The organism is Frigidibacter albus, from assembly GCF_009908165.1.
Taxonomy (GTDB): domain Bacteria; phylum Pseudomonadota; class Alphaproteobacteria; order Rhodobacterales; family Rhodobacteraceae; genus Frigidibacter; species Frigidibacter albus.
In genome coordinates, this window is the sequence record NZ_JAAAUC010000003.1 from 25,973 (window position 1) to 49,665 (window position 23,693).

Here is a 23,693-nt window from a genome sequence, read left to right on the forward strand (position 1 = left end):
TCATGTCTGGGGCCTCGAGCGGTAGAGGATGAGGGCGAAGAACGGCACGCCCACCAGCGCCGTCACCACGCCGATGGGCACGGTCTGCTGCGCCACGATCACCCGCGAGACGATATCGGCCAGCACCATGAACACCGCCCCGACCGCCGCGCAGGCCGGAAGCAGGCGCATGTGCATGGGGCCGACGACATAGTGCGCCGCATGGGGCACCACGAGGCCGACGAAGCCGATGGCACCGACCATGCTGACGATGGTCGCCGTCAGCATCGCCGTCACCCCGAACAGGATCAGGCGGATGCGCGCCACCGGCACCCCAAGCGCCGCCGCATCCTCATCCCCGAAGGTGAAGGCATCGAGCGAGCGGGCCATCCACAGGCAGATGCCAAGGCTTGCCGCTACGACAAGCACCAGAAGCGAGACATCGGGCCAGCGCACGCCGCCAAAGCTGCCAAGCAGCCAGAACATCACGTCGCGCGCCTGCTGGGCATTGCCCGAGGTGGTGACGATGTAGGAGGTCAGCGCGTTGAACAGCTGCGAGGCGGCGACCCCGGCAAGGATCGTGTGGTTGGGGCCGCTTGTGGCCCCGTTCGACAGCAGCGCGACGAGGGCGAAGGCCGCGAAGGCGCCCGCAAAGGCGCCCATCGACAGCGATAGCCCGCCCGCGCCGATGCCAAGCACGATCACGCAGACCGCGCCGGTCGAGGCGCCCGCCGACACGCCAAGCACGAAGGGCTCGGCCAGCGCGTTGCGCAGCAGCGCCTGCAGGATCGCCCCGCAAAGCGCGAGGCCGGCCCCGGCCAGGGCTGCGACCAGTGCCCGGCTGAGGCGCAGGTCCCACACGATGCTGGCCTCGATGGGCGGGATCTCGGCCCCGGTCAGGCCAAGCCCGTTGGTGACCGCCAGAAAGACGGTGCCAAGGCCGATCCTGTAATCGCCAATCGCGGTCGCAAGGGCGACCGCGAAGGCAAGGACGACAAGGGCCAGCGCCAGGAAGAGGGCGAGCCAGCCGGCCCCGCCCCCTGCGTCATCGGTGCGTGTCACGGCAGGTCAAGCGCCTTCAGTTGCTCGGCGATCTGCTCGGCGCCATAGAGCGTGCGGATGCTTGGGTTCATCGCGGCCCCGCTCATCTCCACGATCCGCCCGGCTTTCACCGCCTCCATCTGGCTGACCGTCGGGTCCGAGGTCAGATAGGCGATCTTCGCCGCGGCATTGTCCAGATCCCAGCGGTTGCGGTCCACCTGCGCGGCCACGAAGACGGTGGGGTTGGCGGCCATGATGCCTTCCCAGCCAAGCGTCGGCCATTCCGCCTCGGTCTCGACCGCGTTCGACCCGCCAAGGATGTCCGCGATATAGCCCGACGGGCCGTTGCCGCCGCCAAGATAGGCGTCATCGGCGGGCGAGGGGCTGGAGAACCAGAACAGGAAGGTCACGTCTTCGCTTTGGGCGAACTCGGCCCGCAGCGCCGCCTCGCGGGCCTTGAACTCCGCGACCAGCGCCTGCCCGCGATCCGCGACGTCGAAGATCTGCGCGAGGTCTTCGATTTCCTTGTAGAGCAGGTCCATCGTCCACAGGTCGCCCCGGCTGCCATAGGCATCGCCCGCGGTCAGCGCGGTAGAGCAGGCACTGGGCGAGAGATAGGTCGGGATCCCGAGCGCCTCGAAATCCTCGCGCTTGGCGACCTTGCTGTCGGGGCCCATCAGCGTGACCAGCATCGCCGGCACGAAGTCAGGCTGCTTGGACAGCACCGCCTCCAGCGTCGGGAATTCGACGGTCAGGACCTCGACCTTGCTGTTGGCGGCCTCCAGTTCGGGCAGGACCTTGTTCGGCCAGAAGGCGGTGGCGGCCATCCGGTCCTCGAGCCCCAGCAGCAACAGGATCTCGGCGCTGTTCTGTCCCAGTGGCACCGCCCGTTCGGGCGCCATGGTGAAGGTGACCTGCTGGCCGCAATTCTCGAGCGTCAGGGGATAGGTGGTCGGCGCGGCCTGCACGGCGGCACACAGACAGGTTCCCATGACGGCGCCCAGCACCCCAAGGCCCTTGTTCCACATGATGGAGTCCATTTTTCCGACGAAAAGAGTCTGGCTCTCTTAGCGGCGGCCTTGGGGGATAACAAGAGCGTTTCAGTCGGAAATCAGGGCATAGAGAGCGGCTGGCGGCGATGGGTCCCGGCCAGGGCGCTGCATGTCATAATCCTGTGCAGATTCGGACGCTACAAGCCATGGAAACGTTTCCACAGGCCCGAAACCCATGACCCACAAATCCGCCATCACCATCAAGGACGTCGCGCAGGCGGCGGGCTGCGGTGTGGCGACGGCCAGCCGGGTGCTGAACAATTCCGGCTCCGCCAGCGCCGATGTGCGCGAGCGGGTCGAGACGGCGGCGCGCGACCTGGGGTTCAGCTTCTCGGCCATCGGCCGCGCCCTGCAAAGCCGCCGGTCGATGACCATCGGCTGCCTTGTGCCCTCGCTGGCCAACCCGGTCTTTGCGGAAGCGGTGCAGGGCGTGCAGGCAGAGCTTCAGGGGTCTGGATACCAGCTGCTCATCTCCTGCTCCAACTACGACGAGGCGGCCGACGACGCCGCCCTCGAGATGCTGCTGTCGAAAGACACCGACGCCCTGATCGCCACGATGGTCGCACCCGAGCGCAGCGCGGCCCTGCAACTGGCGGGCCGGCGCGGCATCCCGGTGGCGCTGATGTTCCACGATCCGATGGAGGGCTTCGTCACCTCCTACGTGGACAATGTGGAGGCCGCCCGCGAGGTGGCGCGGCAGTTCGCCCGGCTTGGCCACCGGCGCACCGGGTTTCTTGCGCTGCGCTTCTCGACCTCGGACCGTTCGCGCAACCGCTATGCCGGGTTTCTGGCCGAATGCCGGGCCGGGGGCCTGCCCGACCCGGCATTGATCGAGATCGGCGAGGCCGAGGCGCGCCAGCCTGACCGCCTTGCCGTGATCCTCGGCCAGCACCCTGGGCTGACGGCGATCTTCGCCTCGAACGACTTCCTCGCCATCGCCCTGCAAAATGCCGCACGCCTTTTGGGCTGGCGCGTGCCGCAGGACATGTCGGTTGCCGGGTTCGACGGGATCGAGATCGGGCGGTTGCTCGAGGTGCCCTTAGCCACCATCGAAACCTCGCCCGAGGCAATGGGCCGTCAGGCCGCCCGGCTGCTGCTTGAAAGACTGCAGGGCGGCGCGCCCGTTCAGCCGCCGGCCCTGTCCTTCCATTTCCGGGCCGGGGCGACGCTTGCCCCGCCGACCCCGGGAAAAGGTGACGACGGTCGGGTTGCAGCCCAACCGCCGTCCGCTCCCCCTGCCGAAACCGCTCAACAAGGATGAACCGATGAAACATACCGTTCTTGCCGTTCTCTTCGCAACGGCCATTGCCGCGCCGGCCTTCACCACGGAGGCCTTTGCCGAAGACGCCGTCTGCTACAACTGCCCGCCGGAATGGGCGGACTGGGCCTCGATGCTGAAGGCGCTGGACGAACAGGCCGGCATCACCATGCCCCATGACAACAAGAACTCGGGCCAGGCGCTGAGCCAGATGATCGCCGAAAAGGCCTCGCCCGTGGCCGACGTCGCCTATTACGGCGTGACCACCGGCATTCAGGCGATCAAGGAGGGCGTCGTCCAGCCCTACAAGCCCGCCGGCTTCGACGAGATCCCGGACGGGCTGAAAGACCCCGAGGGCAACTGGTTTGCCGTGCATTACGGCACGCTGGGGATGTTCGTGAACGTGGATGCGCTGGCCGGCGCGCCGGTGCCGCAATGCTGGGCCGACCTGGCCAAGCCCGAATACAAGGCGATGGTGGGTTATCTCGACCCGGCTTCCGCCTTCGTCGGCTATGCCGGCGCGGTTGCCGTGAACCAGGCGTTCGGCGGCGATCTGACCAACTTCGGCCCGGCGATCAAGTATTTCAACGACCTGGCCGCCAACAGCCCGCTGGTGCCCAAGCAGACCTCTTATGCCCGCGTCGTTTCGGGTGAGATCCCGATCCTGTTCGACTATGACTTCAACGCCTACCGCGCCAAGTACAACGAGGGCGGCAACTACGAATTCGTGCTGCCCTGCGAAGGCACGATCCGCGTGCCTTATGTCATGAGCCTGGTGGCGAACGCACCGCATCCTGAAACCGCCAAGAAGGCGCTGGACTTCATCCTGTCGGATGAAGGCCAGGCGATCTGGACCAATGCCTATCTCAAGCCCGCCCGCCCGGTGGAACTGCCCGCCGATGTCGCCGGCCGCTTCCTGCCCGACAGCGATTATGAGCGGGCCGTGGCCGTGGACTATGCGGCGATGGCCGCGGCGCAGGCTGCCTTTGGCGAGCGCTACCTGTCCGAAGTGAAGTAACGCGCGGCAGGGCAGGGCGCTCGCGCCCTGCCCATCCCAATCCAAGGAATCCCCCATGTCCACCCGGCAGTTCGTTGCCCTGTGCCTTGTGCCGCTTGCCATCTTCGCGCTGACCTTTCTGGCGCTGCCGCTGGTGCGGCTGGTCCTTGCCTCGGGCGAGGGCGAAGCAGGCTGGGGCATCTACTGGCAGATCCTGCACACGCCCCGCTACCTGACGACGCTGGTGCAGACGGTTCTGGTCTCGGTCAGCGTCACCATTGCCGCGCTGGCGGTGTCCACCACCGCCGGGCTGTTCCTGACCCGAAACCGCTTTCGCGGGCGGGCGGTGCTGCTGTCGATCCTGACGCTGCCGCTGGCCTTTCCGGGCGTGGTCGTGGGCTTCATGATCATCTTGCTGGGCGGGCGGCAGGGGCTGTTCAACGCGATCTTCCCCGGTCACGGGGTCTTTGCCTATTCGATCTTCGGGCTGTTCCTGGGATACCTCTATTTCTCGATCCCCCGCGTGCTGCTGACCGTGATGGCGGCGGCCGAAAAGATCGACCCGGCGCTGGAAGAGGCGGCCCGCACTCTGGGGGCCCCGTCGCACCGGGTGCTGCGCGATGTGCTGATCCCGGCGCTGGCCCCGGCGTTGGTCGCCGCGGGCGCAATTGCCTTTGCGACCGCGATGGGGGCTTTCGGCACCGCCTTCACGCTGGCCACCAATATCGATGTTCTGCCCATGGTGATCTACACGGAGTTCACGCTGTCGGCGAATATCGCCATGGCCGCGGCCCTGTCGGTCCTGCTGGGCATCGTCACCTGGGGAATGCTGTTCCTGGCGCGCAGCTTCTCGGGCTCCACCATCGCGGCGGGGGGCTGAGGCCATGCGGATCGGCAAAGCCCTGCAACTGGCGGTGACGCTGCTGGCCGCCGCCTTCCTGCTGGTGCCGACGATCCAGTCGGTGCTGGCGGGCGTGACGGTGAACTACTTCCAGGGCATCCGCTCTGGCCTCACGCTGGAGTGGATCGCGGTGGTGTGGGAGCTTTACGCCTCCTCCATCTTCCTGTCGCTTGGCATCGCGCTGGCCTGCCTGTGCGTGACGCTGGTGATCGGCGTGCCCGCCGCCTATGCGCTGGCCCGCAGCCCCGGCCGCCTGTCGCGCGCGGTCGAGGAGTTCATCTCGCTGCCGCTGGCCATTCCCGGCCTCGCGCTGGCGCTGGCGCTGCTGCAGCTTTACGGCAGCTACAAGGGCTTCCGGATGAGCCCGGCCTTCATCCTTGTCGGCCATGTGCTCTACACGCTGCCCTTCATGGTGCGCTCCGTGCAATCGGTGCTGGCCGCCATTGACTTGAGGACGCTGGAGGAGGGCGCGGCAACCCTTGGCGCGGGCCCGGTGCGGCGGTTCTTCGATGTGGTGGTGCCGAACGCGCTGCCCGGCATTCTGGCGGGGGCGCTGACCGTCGTCACCCTGTCGATCGGCGAATTCAACCTGACCTGGATGCTGCACACACCCTTCCTGAAAACCCTGCCGGTGGGGCTGGCCGACAGCTATGCCTCGATGCGGCTGGAAATTGCCTCGGCCTATACCCTGATCTTCTTCGTGATGATCGTGCCGCTGCTGCTTGCCATGCAATGGGCCAGCGCCCGTGCCCAAAGGATGTCGCAATGACCCTGACCCTTCGCAACATCGCCAAGACCTATCCCGGCGGCACCCGCGCGCTGCTGCCCACCGACCTTGATATCGCCGAGGGCGAGATCGTGTCGTTGCTTGGCCCCTCGGGCTGCGGCAAGACCACGCTGCTGCGGATCATCGCGGGGCTGGAGACGGCCGATGCCGGGGCCGAGATCCGCTTCAAGGACGATGACATCACCCATCAGCCGGTAGAGCGGCGGAAGGTGGGGATGGTGTTCCAGTCCTACGCGCTGTTCCCCAACATGTCGGTGCGCGGCAATATCGGCTACGGGCTGAAGATGCAGGGCCTGCCGCGCGCGCAGATCGACGCAAGGGTGGACGAGGTGATCGCGCTGTGCCGGCTGGAACCTTATGCAGGGCGGGCGATCACCGCGCTGTCGGGCGGGCAGCGGCAACGGGTGGCGCTGGCCCGCGCCTTCGCGCCGCGCCCGCGCCTGCTGCTGCTGGACGAGCCGCTGTCGGCGCTCGACGCCGCCCTGCGCGGGCAGTTGCGCGACGAGCTGGCGGCCCTGCTGCGCCAGTTCGGCATCACCGCGATCTTCGTGACCCATGACCAGGATGAGGCGATGGCGATTGCCGACCGCGTTGCAGTGATGAGCCAGGGCCGCGTCGCCCAGATCGGCACGCCCGAGGCGCTGTACCGGGCGCCGCAAACCGCCTTCGTCGCCCGCTTCGTCGGCAATTCGATGCCGCTTGGCGGCCGGATCGAGGGCAGCCAGCTGCATCTGCCGGGCGGTACGCTGGCACTGACTGCCCCCTCGGACGGCAAGGCCGCCTTCGTGCGGGCCGAGGATGTGCGGCTTGCCGAGCACGGCCCGCTGACCGCCCGCGTCACAGCCGTTACCTTCCTTGGCACCCATTACCGCATCGCCCTGAGCGGCGCGACGGAGGACACCCTGTTCTGCCTGCATCAGGGCCAGTCTGCCCCGAAGCCGGGCGAGACGGTGCGCCTTGCCATCGCGCCGCAGTCGATCTTGATCCTGAGCCCAGAGAAAGCCGCTGCCTGAATGCCCGCCCCCATCATGCCCACCTTCACCATGCCCACCTTCATCCAGATCAGCGATCCCCATGTCGTGCCCAAGGGCCAGCTTGTCTGCGGCCATTCCGACACCGCCGCCGCGCTGCGCAGCGCCGTGGCCGCGATCAATGCCCGCCTGCCCGCGCTCGGCCCCGTCGACTGTGCCATCGTCACCGGCGATCTGACCGACCATGGCACGGCCGAGGAATATGCCCATTTCATCGAGATCATGGCCGATCTGGCGCTGCCCTGGCGGGCGATCCCCGGCAACCACGACAGCCGCGAGGGCATGCGCGGCGCCTTTGCCGGGCAGGACTGGATGCCCGCCCGTGGCCCGGTCCACTGGCTGCGTGATTTCGGCCCCTTCGCCGTTATCGGCCTCGACACGCTTCTGGAGGGCGCGCATCACGGTTGGCTGGCGGAGGAGGGGTTTGCCTTCCTGAGCCAGTCGCTTGCCGACCTTGGCGGCCATCCGGTTGTGGTGGCGACACATCATCCCTGGCTGCATTGCGGCATCCCTGCGATGGATGCCGACAACCTGCGCAACGGCGCGGCCCTGATGGACCTGCTGGAAGCCTATCCCGGCCCCGCCCGGATGATTTCCGGCCATGTCCACCGCGCCATCACCGGGCAGATCGGCCGTGTCGGCTGCATGATCGCCCCCTCGACCGCCCATGCTGTCAACCGCGACCTGCGCGCGGATGCGGTTCATGCGCTGGCGCTGGAGCCGGGGGCTGTGGTCCTGCACAGTTGGCTCGGAACACAACCGGGGCTGATCTCCGATGTGCTGCCCGTAACCCTGAACCCGGCCCTGTGGCCCTTCGACTGACGCCCTGATCGGTTGAAACACGCCGGTTTCGCCGCGCCCCCCCCCCCGCGCGGGCCAAGCCCCGATTGCGACCGCGGGGCGTTTCTCTATGCTGGCTGCAAAGATCAGCCAAGGAGGGCAGACATGTCGATCAACAGGCGGCACTTCGGCCTTGGGCTCGGAGCCCTCGGGCTGGCGGCTTGCGCAGGGCCCCGCAATCTTGGCGGCGCGTCGGCGCCGGCCGGCATCCCGGACGATCTGCGCCCGGTGCCGAATGCGGGCTATGATGCCTGGGTCGCCTCGTTCAAGGGCCGGGCCGCGGGGCAGGGAATTTCGGAAGGAACGCTGTCCTCGGCCTTCCGCTCGGCCGGTTTCGTGCCCGGCGCGGTGACACGGGATCGCAACCAACCCGAATCCAACCGCACGCTGGAGGATTACCTGTCCATCGCCGTGTCGGATGAACGGGTGGCCAAGGGCCGCGCCGCCTATGCCCGCCAGCGCCCGACGCTGGCTGCGCTGGAAGCGCGCTATGGCGTAGATGCCTCTATCATCACCGCGGTCTGGGGGCTGGAAAGTTTCTATGGCGAGCGGCGCGGCGACGTGCCGGTGATCTCGGCAACCTCGACCCTGGCCTATGACGGGCGCCGCGCGGCGTTCTTCGAACAGCAGCTGGTCGCGGCTCTGCGCATCTTGCAGCGCGGCGACGTGACGCCGGAACGCATGGTCGGAAGCTGGGCCGGGGCAATGGGGCATACCCAGTTCATCCCGACCTCCTATCTGGAATATGCCGTGGATTTCACCGGCGACGGGCGGCGCGACATCTGGTCGGACGATCCGACCGACTCGCTTGCCTCGACCGCGGCCTACCTGTCGCGCAGCGGCTGGACCCGGGGTGTGCGTTGGGGGAACGAGGCCGCGGATGGCGCGCTGCAGCCGCAGCCGGGCGGGCCGCGGTTTTCCGTCACCGGCAACTTCCGCGCGATCAAGCGCTACAACAACTCCGACCTTTACGCGATCGGCGTGGGCCATCTGGCCGACCGGATTGCCGGCGGAGGGCCGCTGCGCGGCAGCTTCCCGCCCGATGCCAATGGCCTGACCAAGGACGACCGCATCCGCTTGCAACAGCGGCTGACCGCGCGAGGCTTCGACACCGGCGGCGCGGACGGGGTGCTGGGACCGAAGAGCCGCAGCGCGATCAGTGCCTATCAGGGCAGCATCGGGCAGGCGGCGACCGGCGTGCCCTCGGTGGCCCTGCTGCGCAGTCTCGGCTAACGGGATTGGGCGGGGGCTTGGCCCCCGGCCCGTTCACGGCGCTGCGCTGCGTTCCTTTTGGTCTGCGGCGAAGATCATCAGGCCGGACACCACAATGATCGCCGCGCCCGCCAGCATGGTCGCGGTCGGCAGGTCGCCGAAGAACATCCAGCCCATCAGCACCGCCCAGGGCAGCAGCGTGTACTGGAACGGCGCCACCGTTGCCGCATCGGCCAGCTTCACCGCGCGGTTCACGCAGATATGGCCCAGCATGGCGACCACGCCGAGCGTGCCCAGAAGCAGCAGGTCAGGGCCGCTCGGGGTCACCCAACCGACCGGGGCGAGGACCAGCCCCGCCGCCAGCGCGCCGAGGATCTGGAAGAAGACCAACACCGTATCGGGCGTGCCGCGCAGGCTGCGGCCGGTCAGCATCATCAGCGCGAAGGCGAGGGTGCCTATGACCGACACGGCGATGGCGAAGGGATGCACTTCGCCCGAGGGCGTCAGCGCGACCAGCACCCCGACGAAGCCGAGCGCGATGGCCGCCCACCGCAACGCGCCCACCTTCTCGCCCAGCAAGAAGGGCGACAGCGCCGCCACATAGATCGGTGCGGCCAGCCAATAGGTCATCACATCGGCCAGCGGCAGGTAATAGACGGCCCAGTAGAAGCAGAACACCTCGGCGGTGGAGAAGACCACGCGGGCGAGTTGCAGCAGCGGGCGTTGCACCCGGCGGATCGGCGCCAGCCCCATGCGCCACAGGAAGGGTGCAAGGATCAGCAGCGCGACGGCAGAGCGCAGCAGCAGCACCTGCCCGACCGAATAGGTCGAGACCAGCCATTTGCCCATCGCGTCATTGGCGACGAACAGGAACATCGCCAGCAGCATCACGATCATGCCAAGCCGGGCCGGGCTGATCGCCGTGCCGCGAAAGGTGGTTCCGGGAAGGTTCATGTCTTGGCGTCCGTCATGGGCGGTATCGGGGGCCCGGCGCCGTGGCGGGCGCCGACTTCATGGGGGGCCTGCACCAAAGGGCCGGGGCACATGGCCCCGGCCCCTCTGTTCAACGGGCCAGAGTTACTGGCCGCGGATGGTGGCCAGCTCGGCCTGGACCTGCTCGATGACATCGGCGCCGATCGAGTCTGCGCCGCGCTCATAGACGCCGGCAACCGCTTCGCGGATTTCGGTCATCGCCTCTTCCGAGATGTCGTTCACTTCCAGCCCGGCATCCTTGATCCGCTGCAGCGATTCTTCCGAAAGCGAACGGCTGGAGTCGCGCTGCGCGGTTTGACCGGTCGCGGTGCAGTCCATCAGGATCTGCTGCTCTTCAGCCGAATAGGTGTCGAAGATCGGCTTGGAGAACAGGACCATGAACGGCGTGTAGGCGTGGCGGGTGTTCGACACGTAGTCCTGCACTTCGTAGAAGCGCGAGGTGTCGATGGTCACATAGGGGTTTTCCTGCGCGTCGATGGCGCCGGTTTCGAGCGCGGTGAACACCTCGCCAAAGGCCATCGGCGTCGCGTTGGTGCCGAGCGTTTCGAACGTATCGAGGAAGATGTTGTTCTGCATGACGCGCACGCGCATGCCGTTGAAGTCCTCGAGCGTTTCGACCGGGCGCAGCGAGTTCGACAGGTTGCGGAACCCGTTCTCCCAGAACGAGAGGTTCACAAGGTTATGCGCCTGCATCTTGTCGGACATCATTTTGCCGAACTCGCCGTCCAGCAGCGCGTCGGCCTCTGCCTCGCTCGAGATCAGGAAGGGCAGGTCGAACACGCCAAGCGCCGGTTCGATGGCGACCAGCGGCGAGGTCGAGGAGACGACCATTTCCAGCGTGCCCGAGCGCAGCGACTGCGCCGATTGCAGGTCATCGCCGAGCGACGAGCTCCAGAACGCGTTGATGGTCCAGGCGCCGCCGGTGCGTTCCTCGACGCAGGCCTGCATCGCTTCGACGCCGTCGCCGACCGGGTGATCCTCGGCCACGCCATTGGCGATGCGGATGGTGCGTTCGGAAATCTCGGCGCTGGCCGGGATGGCGACGGTAAGGGCCAGGACGGCGGCCACCGAGGTGGTGATAAGGGTCTTCATATGCAAACTCCTCCGATTTTGCGGGTTATTTTGACAGTGTCGGGTCACCGCATCCAGGCCAGCGGGGCCAGCACGATCTGCGGGAAGGCAAGAAGCAGGGCGAGCACGACAAGCTGAGAAGCGATAAAGGGCAACACGCCCTGCGCCACCTTGCCGAATGGCACCCGTGACACACCGCTGACCACGTTGAGCACGACGCCGACCGGCGGGGTGATCAGCGAGATGCAGGTGGTCATCACGAAGATGATGCCGAAATAGACCGGGTCGATATCGGCGGCCCGGGTGACCGGCATCAGGACGGGGGCGAAGATCAGGATGGTCGGGGCAAGGTCAAGGACCATGCCCACGACCAGCAGCAGGGCGACGATGCCAAGCATCAGCAGCTGCGGACTTTCGATCAGCGGCTCGACCAGCCCGATCAGGTCGTTGGGAATGTTGGCCGAGGTGATCAGCCAGGAGGTCACCAGCGCCGAGGCGACAAGGAACATCACGATGGCCGTGGTCTTCGCGGCGTTGACGAAGACGCGGTAGAGGCTGTTCCAGGTCAGCTCGCGGTAGATCACGCCGCCGACGAAGAGGGCATAGACCGCTGCGACCACCGCCGCCTCGGTCGGGGTGAAGATGCCGAAGCGGATCCCGGCCAGGATGATCACCGGCATGAACAGCGCCCAGATCGCGGCGCCCCCCGCCTGCAGACGCTCCTTGCCAGAGCGGCGCGGCAGCGGGATGACGGTTTCCTTGCGGGCGACGAAGCTCCACATCAGCGCCAGCGCCGCGCCCATCATCAGGCCGGGGACGATGCCACCCAGGAACAGCCCGGTGATCGACACGTTCGCGGCAACCCCGAAGATGATATAAGCCAGCGAGGGCGGCAGCACCGGCGCGATAATGCCGCCGGCGGCCATCAGGCCGGCCGCGCGCGGCACGTTGTAGCCGGCATCGCGCATCATCGGCACCAGGATGGCGGCCAGCGCGGCGGAGTCGGCCGCGGCAGAGCCGGACATCGAGGCCATGATGATCGCCGCCATGATGGCGACATAGCCGAGCCCGCCCTTGATATGGCCGCAGCAGGTGACCGCAAAGTCCACGATCCGGCGCGACAGGCCGCCTGCGTTCATCAACTCGCCCGCCAACAGAAAGAAAGGCACCGCCAGCAGGGTGAAGGTGTTGGCGCCGGTGATCATCTGCTGCGCGATGATCTGGGTGTTGAAGATGCCCATGTAGGACATCAGCACGATGCCCGTGGCCATCAGCGCGAAGGCCACGGGAACACCGATGGCAAGGGTGGCAAACAGCGTGCCGAGGAAGACGAGAATGGTCACGATGCGCGCCCTTCAGAAGTGGGTTCTTCGTATTCGCCCACGAAGCGGGCGATCTCGGCCTCGGTCACGCGGCCCGTAAGGATCTGGATGATGCGCATCAGCGCGATCAGGGCCACGCCGCCTCCGGTGAAATAGCCGATGCCGTAGACCCAGATCATCGACAGATCGATCACCGCCGCGCTCATCGTCGCATTGATCGGGTGCTGGACCCAGGTGCCGTGGAAGAACGCGCCCGCGCAGCCCAGGATGATCAGGTTCGAGATGAACATGCAGATCACGCGGCCGCGGCGGCCGAACAGCCGCACGATGGTCTCGACGCCGATATGACCGTGCTCCTTGAAGGCCAGCACGGCACCGATGAAGGTCAGCCAGACGAAGAAATAGCGGGACATTTCTTCCGAGAAGGTTATGCCGCTGTTGAACCCGTAGCGAAGCACGACATTGGTCGCCACCATCAGCACCATGCCCGCCAGCAAGGCGGCGAGCACGAGCTCGACAAGCTTCACGGCGATGTCGGAAAATCTGGTCATGCGCGAACACCTTCTGTCCAGAGCGCCAGGCACATGATCGAGTCTCCTCCCGCAAGGGGTATCGCGGCATGGGTGCGGCGATTGATCCGGATATCGGAAGGTCTCCTCCCTTGCCGATGTCCCTTGGCTGGTTCATATTTGGTAACGTATAACATTGTCAACCACTCGCGTCGTTACTTCCGCAGGGAATGGGGGTAGAATGAAGAAAATAGTTAGTGATTACAGGTCTGTAACCCTGAAGGACGTCGCCGCGCTTGCCGATGTTAGCGTTATGACGGCATCCCGCGCCCTGCGCACGCCCGACCGGGTGTCCGCCAAGATGCGCGCGCGGGTTTCCGAGGCGGTTCAGGCCCTTGGCTATGCCCCGAACGAGGCAGCGCGGGCGCTTGTCTCGGCCACCAGCTCGACCATCGGGGTGCTGATTCCCTCGATCTCGAACCTGGTGTTTGTGGATGTGCTGCGCGGGATCTACGATGCCGCCGAACAGACGCCCTACCAGGTGCAGATCGCCAACACCCGCTACCGGGACAGCAAGGAGCAGGAGCTGCTGAAGGTCTTCGCCGCGCAACGCCCGGCGGGCCTGATCGTGACCGGTGTCGACCAATCCCCCGAGACGCGGGCGATCCTGTCGGGCCTTGGCTGCCCCGTGGTGCAGATCATGGATGTCAGCGCCGACCCGGTGGACATGATGATCGGCTTCGACCATCGCCGCGCGGCCTATGCGGCGACGCGGCATCTGGTCGATCAGGGCTATCGCCGCATCGGCTTCATCGGCGCGCGGATGGACCCCCGCAGCCAGAAGCGGCTGGATGGCTATATCGACGCGCTGACCGAGGCGGACCTGTTCGACGACGCGCTGATCCTCACCTCGCCGCAGCCCACCTCCGTCGCGCTTGGCAGCCGGATGTTCGGCGAGTTTCTGGCGATGGCGCCCGATGCCGATGCCGTGTTCTGCAACAACGACGACATGGCGCTTGGCGCGCTGTTCGAATGCCAGCGCCGGCATATCCGGGTGCCGGGGCAGTTCGGCATCATGGGCTACAACAATATCGAATATGCCGCCGCCAGCGCGCCCTCGCTCTCGTCCATCAAGACGCCCTGCTACGAGATGGGGCAGGGCGCCGTGCAGATGATCGCGGCGGCGGCGCGGGGGCAGAGGCCCGAGCCGGGCAATGTCGATCTGGGCTGCCAGCTGATGCCGCGCGAGAGCACGGATCGCGGCGCAGGCCGGGTCCGCGCGGCGGGCTGAGCTGCTGTTGTCGGCCATGACTCCTCCCTCCCTTCGATAGCGGTTCAACCGGCGCGCAGAACTCCGCGCCGGGCAAGGTTGGCCATCAGCGCGCCGATGCCGAAGGTCCATTCCGGGCACTCGTCGGTGCGGCGGACCCAGTTCACCAGGCGGCCAAGGCGGGGCGAGGAAATCTCGACCCGGTCGCCGATCTCATGCGTGAAGCCGAGGCCGGGGCCGCGGCGGTCCTTGGTCGGCGCGAACATCGTGCCAAGGAACAGCACCGCGCCGTCGGGATATTGATGGTTGCGGTTCAGCAACTGCCCGGCAAGGTCTTCGGGGCTGCGGCTGATCGCGCGCATCGGGCTGAGCCCGTCCAGCGCGAAGCCGTCTTCGCCCGTAACCCGCAGCGCGATCTCGGCGCCCTTCATGTCGTCCAGCGTGAAGTCCGCATCGAACAGCCGGATGAACGGGCCAAGGGCGCAAGAGGCGTTGTTGTCCTTGGCCTTGGACAGCAGCAGGGCCGAGCGGCCTTCGAAATCGCGCAGGTTGACGTCATTGCCAAGCGTCGCGCCGACGATCCGGCCATCCGAAGTGATCGCCAGCACCATCTCCGGCTCGGGGTTGTTCCATTCGGATTTGGGATGGATGCCGATATCGGCGCCGCAGCCGACCGAGGACATCGGCTGGGCCTTGGTGAAGATCTCGGCGTCGGGGCCGATGCCGACCTCCAGATACTGCGACCACAGGCCAAGCCCCTGCAGCAGCATCTTGACCTCGGCCGCCTTGGCAGACCCGGCCTCGACCCCGCGCAGGCTCTCGCCCAGAACGGGGGCAAGGCGCGCGCGGATTTCCTGCGCGCGGCCGGCATCGCCCTTGGCGTGCTCCTCCACCACCCGCTCCAGCATGCTGCCCGCAAAGGTCACGCCGGCGGCCTTCACGGCCTGCAGATCGACGGGGGCCAGCAGCTGCCCGGCAGCGCCGGACAGGAAGTCATCCAGCGCGCCAAGCTCGGCGCAGCCCTGGGCAAGGCGGGCGATATCAGGCAGACCCGGAAGCTCCAGCACGGCCGAGAGCGTCGGCGCGAGGCCAGTCAGGTCAAGAACGCGGCTGCCTTGCAGCAACACCGGGCAGGGGCCGCCCGCAGCGTTCGACCAGACGCGGCCGACCAGCAGCGCAGTGGCGCTGTCCTGCGGCAGGATCTCGCGGGCGGTCAGTCTCTGCGTCTCGGCCATGCATTCCTCCCCAGAAACCTGCTTGTCGGATGTCTGACAACTGAATCCATGAAAATGTCTATACCGGCGCCGCGCGGACCTGTCCAGCGCTTCGGCATAGGGCGTGCAGGGTCAGCTGGTTTCGAGCGTGATCCCCAGCCGGGCCGCCGAATTGATCAGGTGCTGGCGCATCGCCTCGCCAGCGCGCGGCGCATCGCCCGCAACCACCGCGCCATGGATCGCCGCATGTTCGCCGATGGTGACCTTGACGATCTCGGCCCCCATCTCGCGCGGGAAAGAGGTGTTGATGCTCGTGCTGGTCTTCTCGGCGATATAGCCCAGGAAGATGGCATAGAATTCGTTCTGCGTGGCCGCCGCCAAAGCGCGGTGGAAGGCAAGGTCGGCCTTCACCCCCTCGTCCAGCCAGTCGCGCGCCTGCACCATGCCGTCGAGCGCCGCGTCCAGCGCCGCGATCTCGGCGGGGGTGCGGTGCCGGGCGGCAAGGCGCGCCGCCTCGACCTCCAGCGGCAGGCGCAGCTGGAAGAAGTTGCGCAGGCTGACCGGGTCGGCAAGGCTTGCTTGCTCCACCCGGATCGTGGCGCGGCGCTGCGGGTCGGTGACGAAGGCGCCGACGCCCTGACGGGTCTCCACCATGCCCTCGTTGCGCAACTGCGCGATGGCCTCGCGCACGACCGACCGGCTGACGCCGAAGGTCTGGGCCAGGATGTGTTCCGTCGGCAGCTTGTCCCCCGATGCAAACCGCCCGCCGGCGATGCCGCGGCCGATCTCTTCGGCAATGCGCTTGGGCAGATGCTCGGTGCGCGACAGCTGCTGGAACGACGACATCACATATCCTTCTTGAACGGGTCACAGCTTCGCGACATCGCCCCGATCTGGCAACCGGGATCTGGCGGGTGGTCGCTGCCGCCCCACGGGCGCTTCCGCAGTTTCCTGTTTTCAAACCATCGATACACGGTTATCAGACAACCCTACAAGTTGTTTCGAGGCGGCCGGCAAGGCAGCCTCGCCCGTGGGAGGGGATGCGAATGCATGTAGCCATAATCGGCGCCGCCGGAATGCTGGGGCGCAAGCTTACCCAGCGGATCGTGGCAGAGGGCGCCATTCAGGGGCGCGCGGTCGACCGGCTGACGTTGCTCGATGTGATCGCGCCCGAGGCCCCGAAGTTCGCCGGCCATGTCGACCTCCGGGCCGCCGACCTCTCGACCCCCGGCGAGGCCGAGGCGCTGGTCGCTGCCCGCCCCGACATGATCTTCCATCTGGCGGCCATCGTCTCGGCCGAGGCTGAGCTGGATTTCGACAAGGGCTACCGCATCAATCTTGATGGCACCCGCCTCCTGTTCGACGCGGTCCGCCTTGCGTCGCAGCAAGACGGCTACCGCCCGCGGGTGGTGTTCGCGTCCTCCATCGCGGTGTTCGGCGCGCCCTTGCCCTACCCGATCCCCGACGACTTCCACACCACGCCGCTTACCAGCTATGGCACGCAGAAGGCCATCGGCGAGCTGCTGCTGTCCGACTATTCGCGCCGCGGGTTCTTTGACGGCATCGGCATCCGCCTGCCCACGGTCTGCATCCGGCCGGGCAAGCCGAACAAGGCGGCGTCGGGCTTCTTCTCGAACATCCTGCGCGAGCCGCTGGTGGGGCAAGAGGCCGTGCTGCCGGTGCCCGATACGGTGCGCCACTGGCATGTCTCTCCGCGCTCGGCGGTCGGCTTCCTGCTGCACGCGGCGACGATTGACGTTGACGCGGTCGGCCCGCGCCGCAACCTGTCCATGCCGGGCCTGTCAGCGACGGTGGGCGAGCAGATCGAGGCGCTCCGCCGCGTGGCCGGCGACAAGGCGGTTGCGCTGATCCGGCGCGAGCCGGACGCGATGATTACCCGTATGTGCGACGGCTGGGCCCCGGGGTTCGAGGCGACACGCGCCCTCGCGCTTGGCTTCACCGCGGAAGCCAGCTTTGACGAGATCATCCGCGTCCATATCGAGGACGAGCTTGGGGGAACGCTGTGACCCGCGCCATCGCCTTCCTGGGCACCGGCCTGATGGGCGCGCCGATGGTGCGCCGGTTGCTGGGGGCAGGTTTTGCGGTGACTGTTTGGAACCGCGACAGCAGCAAGGCGGAGGCGCTTGCCGTGGACGGTGCCAAGGTCGCGGCGACGGCGGCCGAGGCGGTGCGGGGCGCGGACATTGTCTTCACCATGCTGAGTGATGGCAATGCGGTCGGTGACGTGCTGTTCGCGCAGAGCGCTGCCGATGCGCTGAAGGCGGGCGCCGTGGTCGTCGACACCTCCTCCATCGCGCCGAAGCTGGCCCGCGCGCACGCTGAAAAGCTGGCCGCAGTCGGCATCGCCCATCTGGATGCGCCGGTCTCCGGCGGCACGGTGGGCGCCGAGGCCGGCACCTTGGCGATCATGGCCGGCGGGGATGCAGCGGTTGTGGACAGCCTCGCCGATGTCTTCGCCGCCCTTGGCCGCGTCACCCATGTCGGGCCAAGCGGGGCCGGGCAGGTCTGCAAGCTGGCCAACCAGCAGATCGTCGCCGTCACCATCGGCGCGCTGGCCGAGGCGATGGTGCTGGTCGAAGCCGGCGGCGCCTCGCGCGCGGCCTTCCGCGATGCCATCCGCGGCGGCTTTGCCGAAAGCCGCATCCTCGATCTGCACGGTGCGCGGATGGTGGAACGGCGGTTCGAACCGGGCGGGCCCTCGCGGCTGCAGCTCAAAGACCTCGACACGGCACTGGCTGTTGCGGCAGACCTTGGCCTGACCCTTCCGCTGACCCAAGACGTGCGCGAGGCCTTCGCGGATTTCGTCGCCACCGGCGGCGCGGAGATGGATCACAGTGCGCTTCTGCTTCACCTTGAAGCGCAGAACCCGAAAACCGGAGCGTAGATCATGGCCGACACCCCCAAACGCCGTCTGCGCTCGCAGGACTGGTTCGACAATCCCGACCATCTCGACATGACCGCGCTCTATCTCGAACGGTTCATGAACTACGGGATCACGCCCGAGGAATTGCGGTCGGGCAAGCCAGTGATCGGCATCGCGCAAAGCGGCAGCGACCTGACGCCCTGCAACCGGGTGCATATGGATCTGGTGACGCGGGTGCGCGACGGCATCCGCGATGCGGGCGGCATTCCGATCGTGTTCCCGACCCATCCGATCTTCGAGAACTGCAAGCGCCCGACCGCGGCGCTGGACCGCAACCTGGCCTATCTGGGGCTGGTGGAAGTGCTGTTCGGCTATCCGCTGGACGGGGTCGTGCTGACCACCGGCTGCGACAAGACCACCCCCTCGGCGCTGATGGCAGCCTCCACCGTCGATATTCCGGCCATCGTGCTGTCGGGCGGGCCGATGCTGGATGGCTGGCATGATGGCGATCTGGTCGGTTCGGGCACCGTGATCTGGCGGATGCGGCGCAAATATGCGGCCGGAGAGATCGACCGCGAGGAATTCCTGCAGGCCGCGCTGGAATCCGCGCCCTCGGTCGGCCATTGCAACACCATGGGCACCGCTTCGACCATGAACGCGCTGGCCGAGGCGCTTGGCATGTCGCTGACCGGCTGCGGCGCGATCCCGGCCCCCTACCGCGAGCGGGGGCAGATGGCCTATCGCACCGGGCGCCGGGCGGTAGAGATCGTGTGGGAAGACCTCAAGCCCTCGGACATCCTGACCCGCGAGGCGTTCCTGAACGCCATCCGCGTGAACTCCGCCATCGGCGGGTCCACCAACGCGCAGCCGCATCTGGCGGCCATGGCGAAACATGCGGGGGTGGAACTGCATCCCGAAGACTGGCAGCTGCACGGCCTCGACATCCCGCTGCTGGCGAATGTCCAGCCGGCGGGCGCCTATCTCGGCGAGCGCTATCACCGCGCCGGCGGCACGCCCGCGGTGATGTGGGAGCTGCTGCAGGCGGGGCTGATCGAGCCCTCTTGCCGCACGGTGACCGGGCAGAGCATGGGCGAGAACCTGCAAGGGCGCGAGGCTACGGACCGCGAGGTGATCCGCCCCTTCGCGCAGCCGCTGCGCGAGCGGGCGGGGTTCCTGGTGCTCAGCGGCAACCTCTTTGACTTCGCCATCATGAAGATGAGCGTCGTGTCGGACGGGTTCCGCGACCGCTATCTCAGCGAGCCGGGCAATGAGGGCGTGTTCGAGGGCAAGGCGGTGGTGTTCGACGGCTCCGAGGACTACCACGCCCGCATCAACGACCCGGACCTCGGCGTCGACGAGCGCACCATCCTGGTGATCCGCGGCGCCGGGCCCGTGGGCTGGCCCGGTTCGGCCGAGGTCGTGAACATGCAGCCGCCTGACGCTTTGCTGAAGCGGGGAATCCAGTCGCTGCCCACCATCGGCGACGGGCGGCAATCGGGTACGGCGGACAGTCCCTCGATCCTCAACGCCTCACCCGAAAGCGCGGTGGGCGGTGGCCTGTCGCTGCTGCGCAGCGGCGATGTGATCCGCATCGACTTCAACAAGGGCCGTTGCGACATGCTGGTCGATGATACCGAGATCGCCCGGCGCAAGACCGAGCCTGCCCCGCCGATTCCGGCAGATGCGACCCCGTGGCAGCGCCTCTATCGCCAAACGGTGACGCAGCTGTCGGATGGCGCGATCATTGAGGGCGCCGACGATTTCCGCGGCATTTCGCGCACCCTGCCGCGGCACAACCACTAGCCAGACGGAGCCGCCCGCGGCGCGCGGGAGGTCCTGCTGCGGCAGAATGATAGACGTCTGTCAAAACTGATTGACGTCTATCATCTCCTCTGTGAGGCTCTTCGTGGGAGGAGAATCATGAGAAGCCCCACGCTGCATGATGTAGCGCGGTCAGCAGGTGTCAGTTATTCGACAGCTGATCGCGTCTTGAATGGTCGGGGCGGTGTCGCGGAGAAATCCGCGCAGCGTGTCCAGCGCGCCATCGAGGAATTGGGCTACCGGCGCGACATTCACGCCGCCAACCTGTCGCGGCGCCGCAACTACCGCTTCCTCTTTCTTCTGCCGCGGGGCGATCACGGCTTCTTCACCGTCCTGCGCGAGGCGCTTGCGCGCGAAACCGTCCGGCGCATGGTGGACCGGCTGGTGATCACCCACCGCGAGGTCCCGGCCTTCGACGCAGAGGCGCTCGCGGCGGAACTCGACGCGACCAATCCCGAGGATTACGACTGTGTCGCGCTGATCGGTGTGGACTCGGCGGCGCTGGATACGGCGATCCGTCGGCTGGTCGAGAACCGGCTGCCGGTCATCACCCTCGTCTCCGACAGCGCCAGCGATCTGCGCCAGTCCTATATCGGCATCGACAACGTCATCGCCGGCCGCACCGCGGGCCGCCTGATGCGCCTGACCCATCTGGGCCGGACGGGGAAGGTCCAGCCGATCCTGGGCACCCTTGGCGTGCGCGACCACCGCGACCGCCTGCAGGGCGCGACCGAAGTGATTGCGGCCGCCGGGTCCGGCCTTCAGATCCTGCCGCCCATCGAGGTGCAGGACCGGCCCGAGATCATGCTGGGCCGCCTCAGCGACATCTTGCAGGGCGATCCCGGCATCACCGGGATCTACTCGATCGGCGGCGGCAACCGCGGGCTGATCGAGCTGCTGGACCGGATCACCGGCCCGCGCCCCGTGGCCGTGCTGCACGAGTTGACCCCGCACAGCCGTGCCGCGTTGGAGCGGGGGGTGATCGACGCGGTCATCGACCAGAAGCCGGCCGAAGAAATCAGCCGCGCCATCGACGCGATGCGCGCCATTGCCGACGACATGCCTGCCCCGGACAGCCGCGTCGTCCCGACAATCTACCTGGCAGACAACCTGCCTGACCAAAATGCCAATGGAGGATGGACGTGAGCGACTATTTCAGAAAAATCGCCCCGCTGAGCTTTGCACCGGACAGCGAGAACCTTGCGTTCCGTCACTACGATGCGGACGAGATCGTCCTTGGCAAACCGATGAAGGACCACCTGCGCTTTGCCGTCGCCTATTGGCACAGCTTCGGCTGGGAAGGCGGCGATCCCTTTGGCGGGCGCACCTTCGAGCGGCCCTGGTTCCCCGCCGACACGATGGCACTGGCCGAGGCGCGGGCGGAGGCGGCCTTCGACTTCTTCCGCATCCTCGGCGCGCCCTATTACTGCTTCCACGACCATGACGTGCGCCCCGAAGGCGCCAGCCTGGCCGAAAGCCGCGACCGGCTGAACCGAATCGCCGACATCTTCCAGCAGAAGATGGAGGCGGGCGGGCCCAAGCTGCTGTGGGGCACCGCCAACCTCTTCTCCAACCGCCGCTACATGTCGGGCGCGGCGACGAACCCCGACCCGGATGTCTTCGCCTATGCCGCCGCGACGGTGCGCGACTGCCTCGACGTGACCCAGCGGCTGGGGGGCGAGAATTACGTGCTTTGGGGCGGGCGCGAGGGCTATGAGACGCTGCTGAACACCGATCTGGGGAAGGAGCTGGACCAGATGGGCCGGTTCCTGTCGATGGTCGTGGACTACAAGCACCGCATCGGCTTCAAGGGCGCGATCCTGATCGAGCCGAAGCCGCAGGAACCGACCAAGCACCAGTATGATTACGACGTCGCCACCGTCTATGGCTTCCTGCGCCGCTATGGGCTGGAGGAGGAGGTGAAGGTGAATATCGAGCAGGGCCACGCGATCCTTGCGGGCCACAGCTTCGAGCATGAGATCGCGCTGGCCAATGCGCTTGGCATCTTCGGATCGATCGACATGAACCGCAATGACCAGCAATCGGGCTGGGATACCGACCAGTTCCCGAGCAACGTGCCCGAAGTGGCGCTGGCCTATTACGAGATCCTCAGGGGCGGCGGCTTCACCACCGGCGGCACCAATTTCGACGCCAAGATCCGTCGCCAGTCGCTGGACGCCGAGGATCTGGTCGCCGCCCATGCCGGCGCGATGGATGTCTGCGCCCGCGGTCTGAAGGCCGCGGCGAAGATGCTGGAAGAAGGCCGCTTGGAAGCCGCGCGCGATGCTCGCTATGCCGGCTGGCAAAGCGAGGCGGCGCAGGCCATGCTGGCCCCGGGCGCGCGGCTGGATCAGATCGCCGACGCCGCCGTGGCGCGCGGGCTCGATCCGCAGCCGGTGTCGGGCCGGCAAGAGCAGCTTGAAAACCTCGTGAACCGTTACGTCTGAAGGGGGGAGCCATGAAGACGATCAAGGGACCGGCGCTGTTTCTGGCGCAATTCGCAGGCGATGGCGCGCCGTTCAACTCGTGGGACAGCATCACCAGATGGGCCGCGGACTGCGGCTACAAGGGCGTGCAGGTGCCCAGCTGGGATGCGCGGCTGATCGACCTGGCCAAGGCCGCGGACAGCAAGGATTACTGCGACGAGTTCAAGGGCGTCGCCGCCGCCAACGGCGTGGAGGTGACGGAGCTGTCCACCCACCTTCAGGGCCAATTGGTCGCCGTCCACCCCGCCTATGACGAGGCCTTCGACGGCTTTGCCGACCCTTCCGTGCGCGGCAACCCCAAGGCCCGGCAGGACTGGGCGGTGGATCAGGTCAAGAAGGCCCTCACCGCCTCGCGCAACATGGGCATCGACGCCCACGCGACCTTCTCGGGCGCGCTGGCATGGCCCTTCGTCTACCCTTGGCCGCAGCGCCCGGCGGGTCTGGTGGAAGCCGCCTTTGACGAGCTGGCGCGGCGGTGGGTGCCGATCCTGAACCATGCCGAGGACTGCGGGGTCGATGTCTGCTATGAAATCCATCCCGGCGAAGACCTGCATGACGGCGACAGCTATGAGATGTTCCTGGAGCGGACGGGCAACCACGCGCGGGCCTGCATGCTGTACGACCCCTCGCACTACGTCCTGCAATGCCTTGATTACCTGGACAATATCGACATCTACAAGGACCGCATCCGCATGTTCCACGTCAAGGATGCGGAATTCAACCCGACCGGGCGCAAGGGTGTCTATGGCGGCTATCAGGGTTGGACGAACCGCGCCGGGCGCTTCCGCAGCCTTGGCGACGGGCAGGTGGATTTCGGGGCGGTGTTTTCCAAGATGGCAGCGAACGACTTTGCCGGCTGGGCCGTGGTCGAATGGGAATGCTGCCTCAAGCACCCCGAAGACGGGGCGCGCGAGGGGGCGGAGTTCGTGAAGTCGCACATCATCCGCGTCACCGAAAAGGCCTTTGACGATTTCGCGGGCGGCGGCGCCGACGATGCCGCCAACCGCCGTATGCTGGGGATCTGA

The 23,693-nt window shown here is 67.0% G+C and carries 22 protein-coding genes; 14 read left to right on the forward strand and 8 right to left on the reverse strand.

What is annotated here, in order from left to right; all coding sequences use genetic code 11:
- Together GVY41_RS05095 and GVY41_RS05100 are read right to left on the reverse strand one after the other, a co-directional pair.
- Positions 1-1,041, reverse strand: a complete 1,041-nt coding sequence (locus GVY41_RS05095) for a FecCD family ABC transporter permease (RefSeq protein ID WP_161344750.1) — start codon at positions 1,039-1,041, stop codon at positions 1-3.
- On the reverse strand, positions 1,038-2,048 hold the full coding sequence (locus GVY41_RS05100) for an ABC transporter substrate-binding protein (RefSeq protein WP_161344748.1): 1,011 nt from the start codon (positions 2,046-2,048) through the stop codon (positions 1,038-1,040). Before GVY41_RS05100 ends, GVY41_RS05095 begins: the two co-directional genes overlap by 4 nt.
- A 199-nt stretch (positions 2,049-2,247) precedes the next feature.
- Here GVY41_RS05100 and GVY41_RS05105 point away from each other — a divergent pair, with 199 nt between their 5' ends.
- The 7 genes from GVY41_RS05105 to GVY41_RS05135 all read left to right on the forward strand — a co-directional run bounded on the left by GVY41_RS05105 (position 2,248) and on the right by GVY41_RS05135 (position 9,119).
- Positions 2,248-3,333 (forward strand): LacI family DNA-binding transcriptional regulator, encoded by a 1,086-nt coding sequence (locus tag GVY41_RS05105; protein WP_161344746.1) that lies wholly within the window; start codon positions 2,248-2,250, stop codon positions 3,331-3,333.
- A gap of 4 nt (positions 3,334-3,337) precedes the next feature.
- Positions 3,338-4,348, forward strand: coding sequence for an ABC transporter substrate-binding protein (locus tag GVY41_RS05110; protein WP_161344744.1), 1,011 nt, complete (start codon positions 3,338-3,340; stop codon positions 4,346-4,348).
- Positions 4,349-4,403: 55 nt separating this feature from the next.
- A complete protein-coding gene (locus GVY41_RS05115; protein WP_161344743.1) occupies positions 4,404-5,207 on the forward strand; it encodes an ABC transporter permease in 804 nt (267 codons plus the stop codon).
- Between the two features lie 4 nt (positions 5,208-5,211).
- Positions 5,212-5,997: an ABC transporter permease gene (locus GVY41_RS05120; RefSeq protein ID WP_161344740.1), complete on the forward strand. Its 786-nt coding sequence runs from the start codon at positions 5,212-5,214 to the stop codon at positions 5,995-5,997.
- Entirely contained in the window at positions 5,994-7,028 is a 1,035-nt protein-coding gene (locus tag GVY41_RS05125; RefSeq protein ID WP_161344738.1) for an ABC transporter ATP-binding protein, read from the forward strand. The genes GVY41_RS05120 and GVY41_RS05125 overlap by 4 nt, the downstream gene beginning before the upstream one ends.
- Positions 7,029-7,868 (forward strand): phosphodiesterase, encoded by an 840-nt coding sequence (locus GVY41_RS05130; RefSeq protein WP_229725964.1) that lies wholly within the window; start codon positions 7,029-7,031, stop codon positions 7,866-7,868.
- A 123-nt stretch (positions 7,869-7,991) separates the two neighbouring features.
- Entirely contained in the window at positions 7,992-9,119 is a 1,128-nt protein-coding gene (locus GVY41_RS05135) for a lytic murein transglycosylase (RefSeq protein WP_161344736.1), read from the forward strand.
- 33 nt (positions 9,120-9,152) lie between these two features.
- Here the strand turns inward: GVY41_RS05135 and GVY41_RS05140 are convergent, their stop codons facing one another.
- The 4 genes from GVY41_RS05140 to GVY41_RS05155 form a co-directional block, all read right to left on the reverse strand.
- Entirely contained in the window at positions 9,153-10,052 is a 900-nt protein-coding gene (locus GVY41_RS05140) for a DMT family transporter (protein WP_161344734.1), read from the reverse strand.
- A 123-nt stretch (positions 10,053-10,175) separates the two neighbouring features.
- The gene (locus GVY41_RS05145) at positions 10,176-11,183 is read right to left on the reverse strand and encodes a DctP family TRAP transporter solute-binding subunit (RefSeq protein WP_161344732.1); all 1,008 of its coding nucleotides are present in this window, start codon (positions 11,181-11,183) and stop codon (positions 10,176-10,178) included.
- A 44-nt stretch (positions 11,184-11,227) separates the two neighbouring features.
- A complete protein-coding gene (locus tag GVY41_RS05150; protein ID WP_161344730.1) occupies positions 11,228-12,505 on the reverse strand; it encodes a TRAP transporter large permease subunit in 1,278 nt (425 codons plus the stop codon).
- Positions 12,502-13,035 (reverse strand): TRAP transporter small permease, encoded by a 534-nt coding sequence (locus GVY41_RS05155; protein WP_161344728.1) that lies wholly within the window; start codon positions 13,033-13,035, stop codon positions 12,502-12,504. The genes GVY41_RS05150 and GVY41_RS05155 overlap by 4 nt, the downstream gene beginning before the upstream one ends.
- 199 nt (positions 13,036-13,234) lie before the next feature.
- Between GVY41_RS05155 and gntR the strand changes: the two genes are divergently transcribed.
- Positions 13,235-14,284 (forward strand): HTH-type transcriptional regulator GntR, encoded by a 1,050-nt coding sequence (gene gntR / locus GVY41_RS05160; RefSeq protein ID WP_161344726.1) that lies wholly within the window; start codon positions 13,235-13,237, stop codon positions 14,282-14,284.
- Positions 14,285-14,328: 44 nt separating this feature from the next.
- Here the strand turns inward: gntR and GVY41_RS05165 are convergent, their stop codons facing one another.
- Positions 14,329-15,498 (reverse strand): fumarylacetoacetate hydrolase family protein, encoded by a 1,170-nt coding sequence (locus GVY41_RS05165; protein WP_161344724.1) that lies wholly within the window; start codon positions 15,496-15,498, stop codon positions 14,329-14,331.
- Between the two features lie 111 nt (positions 15,499-15,609).
- Positions 15,610-16,323, reverse strand: coding sequence for a FadR/GntR family transcriptional regulator (locus GVY41_RS05170; RefSeq protein ID WP_161656864.1), 714 nt, complete (start codon positions 16,321-16,323; stop codon positions 15,610-15,612).
- Positions 16,324-16,523: 200 nt separating this feature from the next.
- Here GVY41_RS05170 and denD point away from each other — a divergent pair, with 200 nt between their 5' ends.
- The 6 genes from denD to GVY41_RS05200 all read left to right on the forward strand — a co-directional run bounded on the left by denD (position 16,524) and on the right by GVY41_RS05200 (position 23,693).
- On the forward strand, positions 16,524-17,504 hold the full coding sequence (gene denD, locus GVY41_RS05175; RefSeq protein ID WP_161344720.1) for a D-erythronate dehydrogenase: 981 nt from the start codon (positions 16,524-16,526) through the stop codon (positions 17,502-17,504).
- Entirely contained in the window at positions 17,501-18,382 is an 882-nt protein-coding gene (locus GVY41_RS05180) for an NAD(P)-dependent oxidoreductase (RefSeq protein WP_229725962.1), read from the forward strand. The genes denD and GVY41_RS05180 overlap by 4 nt, the downstream gene beginning before the upstream one ends.
- 3 nt (positions 18,383-18,385) lie before the next feature.
- Positions 18,386-20,164 (forward strand): IlvD/Edd family dehydratase, encoded by a 1,779-nt coding sequence (locus tag GVY41_RS05185; RefSeq protein WP_161344718.1) that lies wholly within the window; start codon positions 18,386-18,388, stop codon positions 20,162-20,164.
- Positions 20,165-20,281: 117 nt separating this feature from the next.
- Positions 20,282-21,328, forward strand: a complete 1,047-nt coding sequence (locus tag GVY41_RS05190) for a LacI family DNA-binding transcriptional regulator (RefSeq protein WP_202456077.1) — start codon at positions 20,282-20,284, stop codon at positions 21,326-21,328.
- Positions 21,319-22,629: a xylose isomerase gene (xylA, locus tag GVY41_RS05195; protein WP_170301121.1), complete on the forward strand. Its 1,311-nt coding sequence runs from the start codon at positions 21,319-21,321 to the stop codon at positions 22,627-22,629. The genes GVY41_RS05190 and xylA overlap by 10 nt, the downstream gene beginning before the upstream one ends.
- Positions 22,630-22,640: 11 nt before the next feature.
- Positions 22,641-23,693: a sugar phosphate isomerase/epimerase family protein gene (locus GVY41_RS05200; RefSeq protein WP_161344714.1), complete on the forward strand. Its 1,053-nt coding sequence runs from the start codon at positions 22,641-22,643 to the stop codon at positions 23,691-23,693.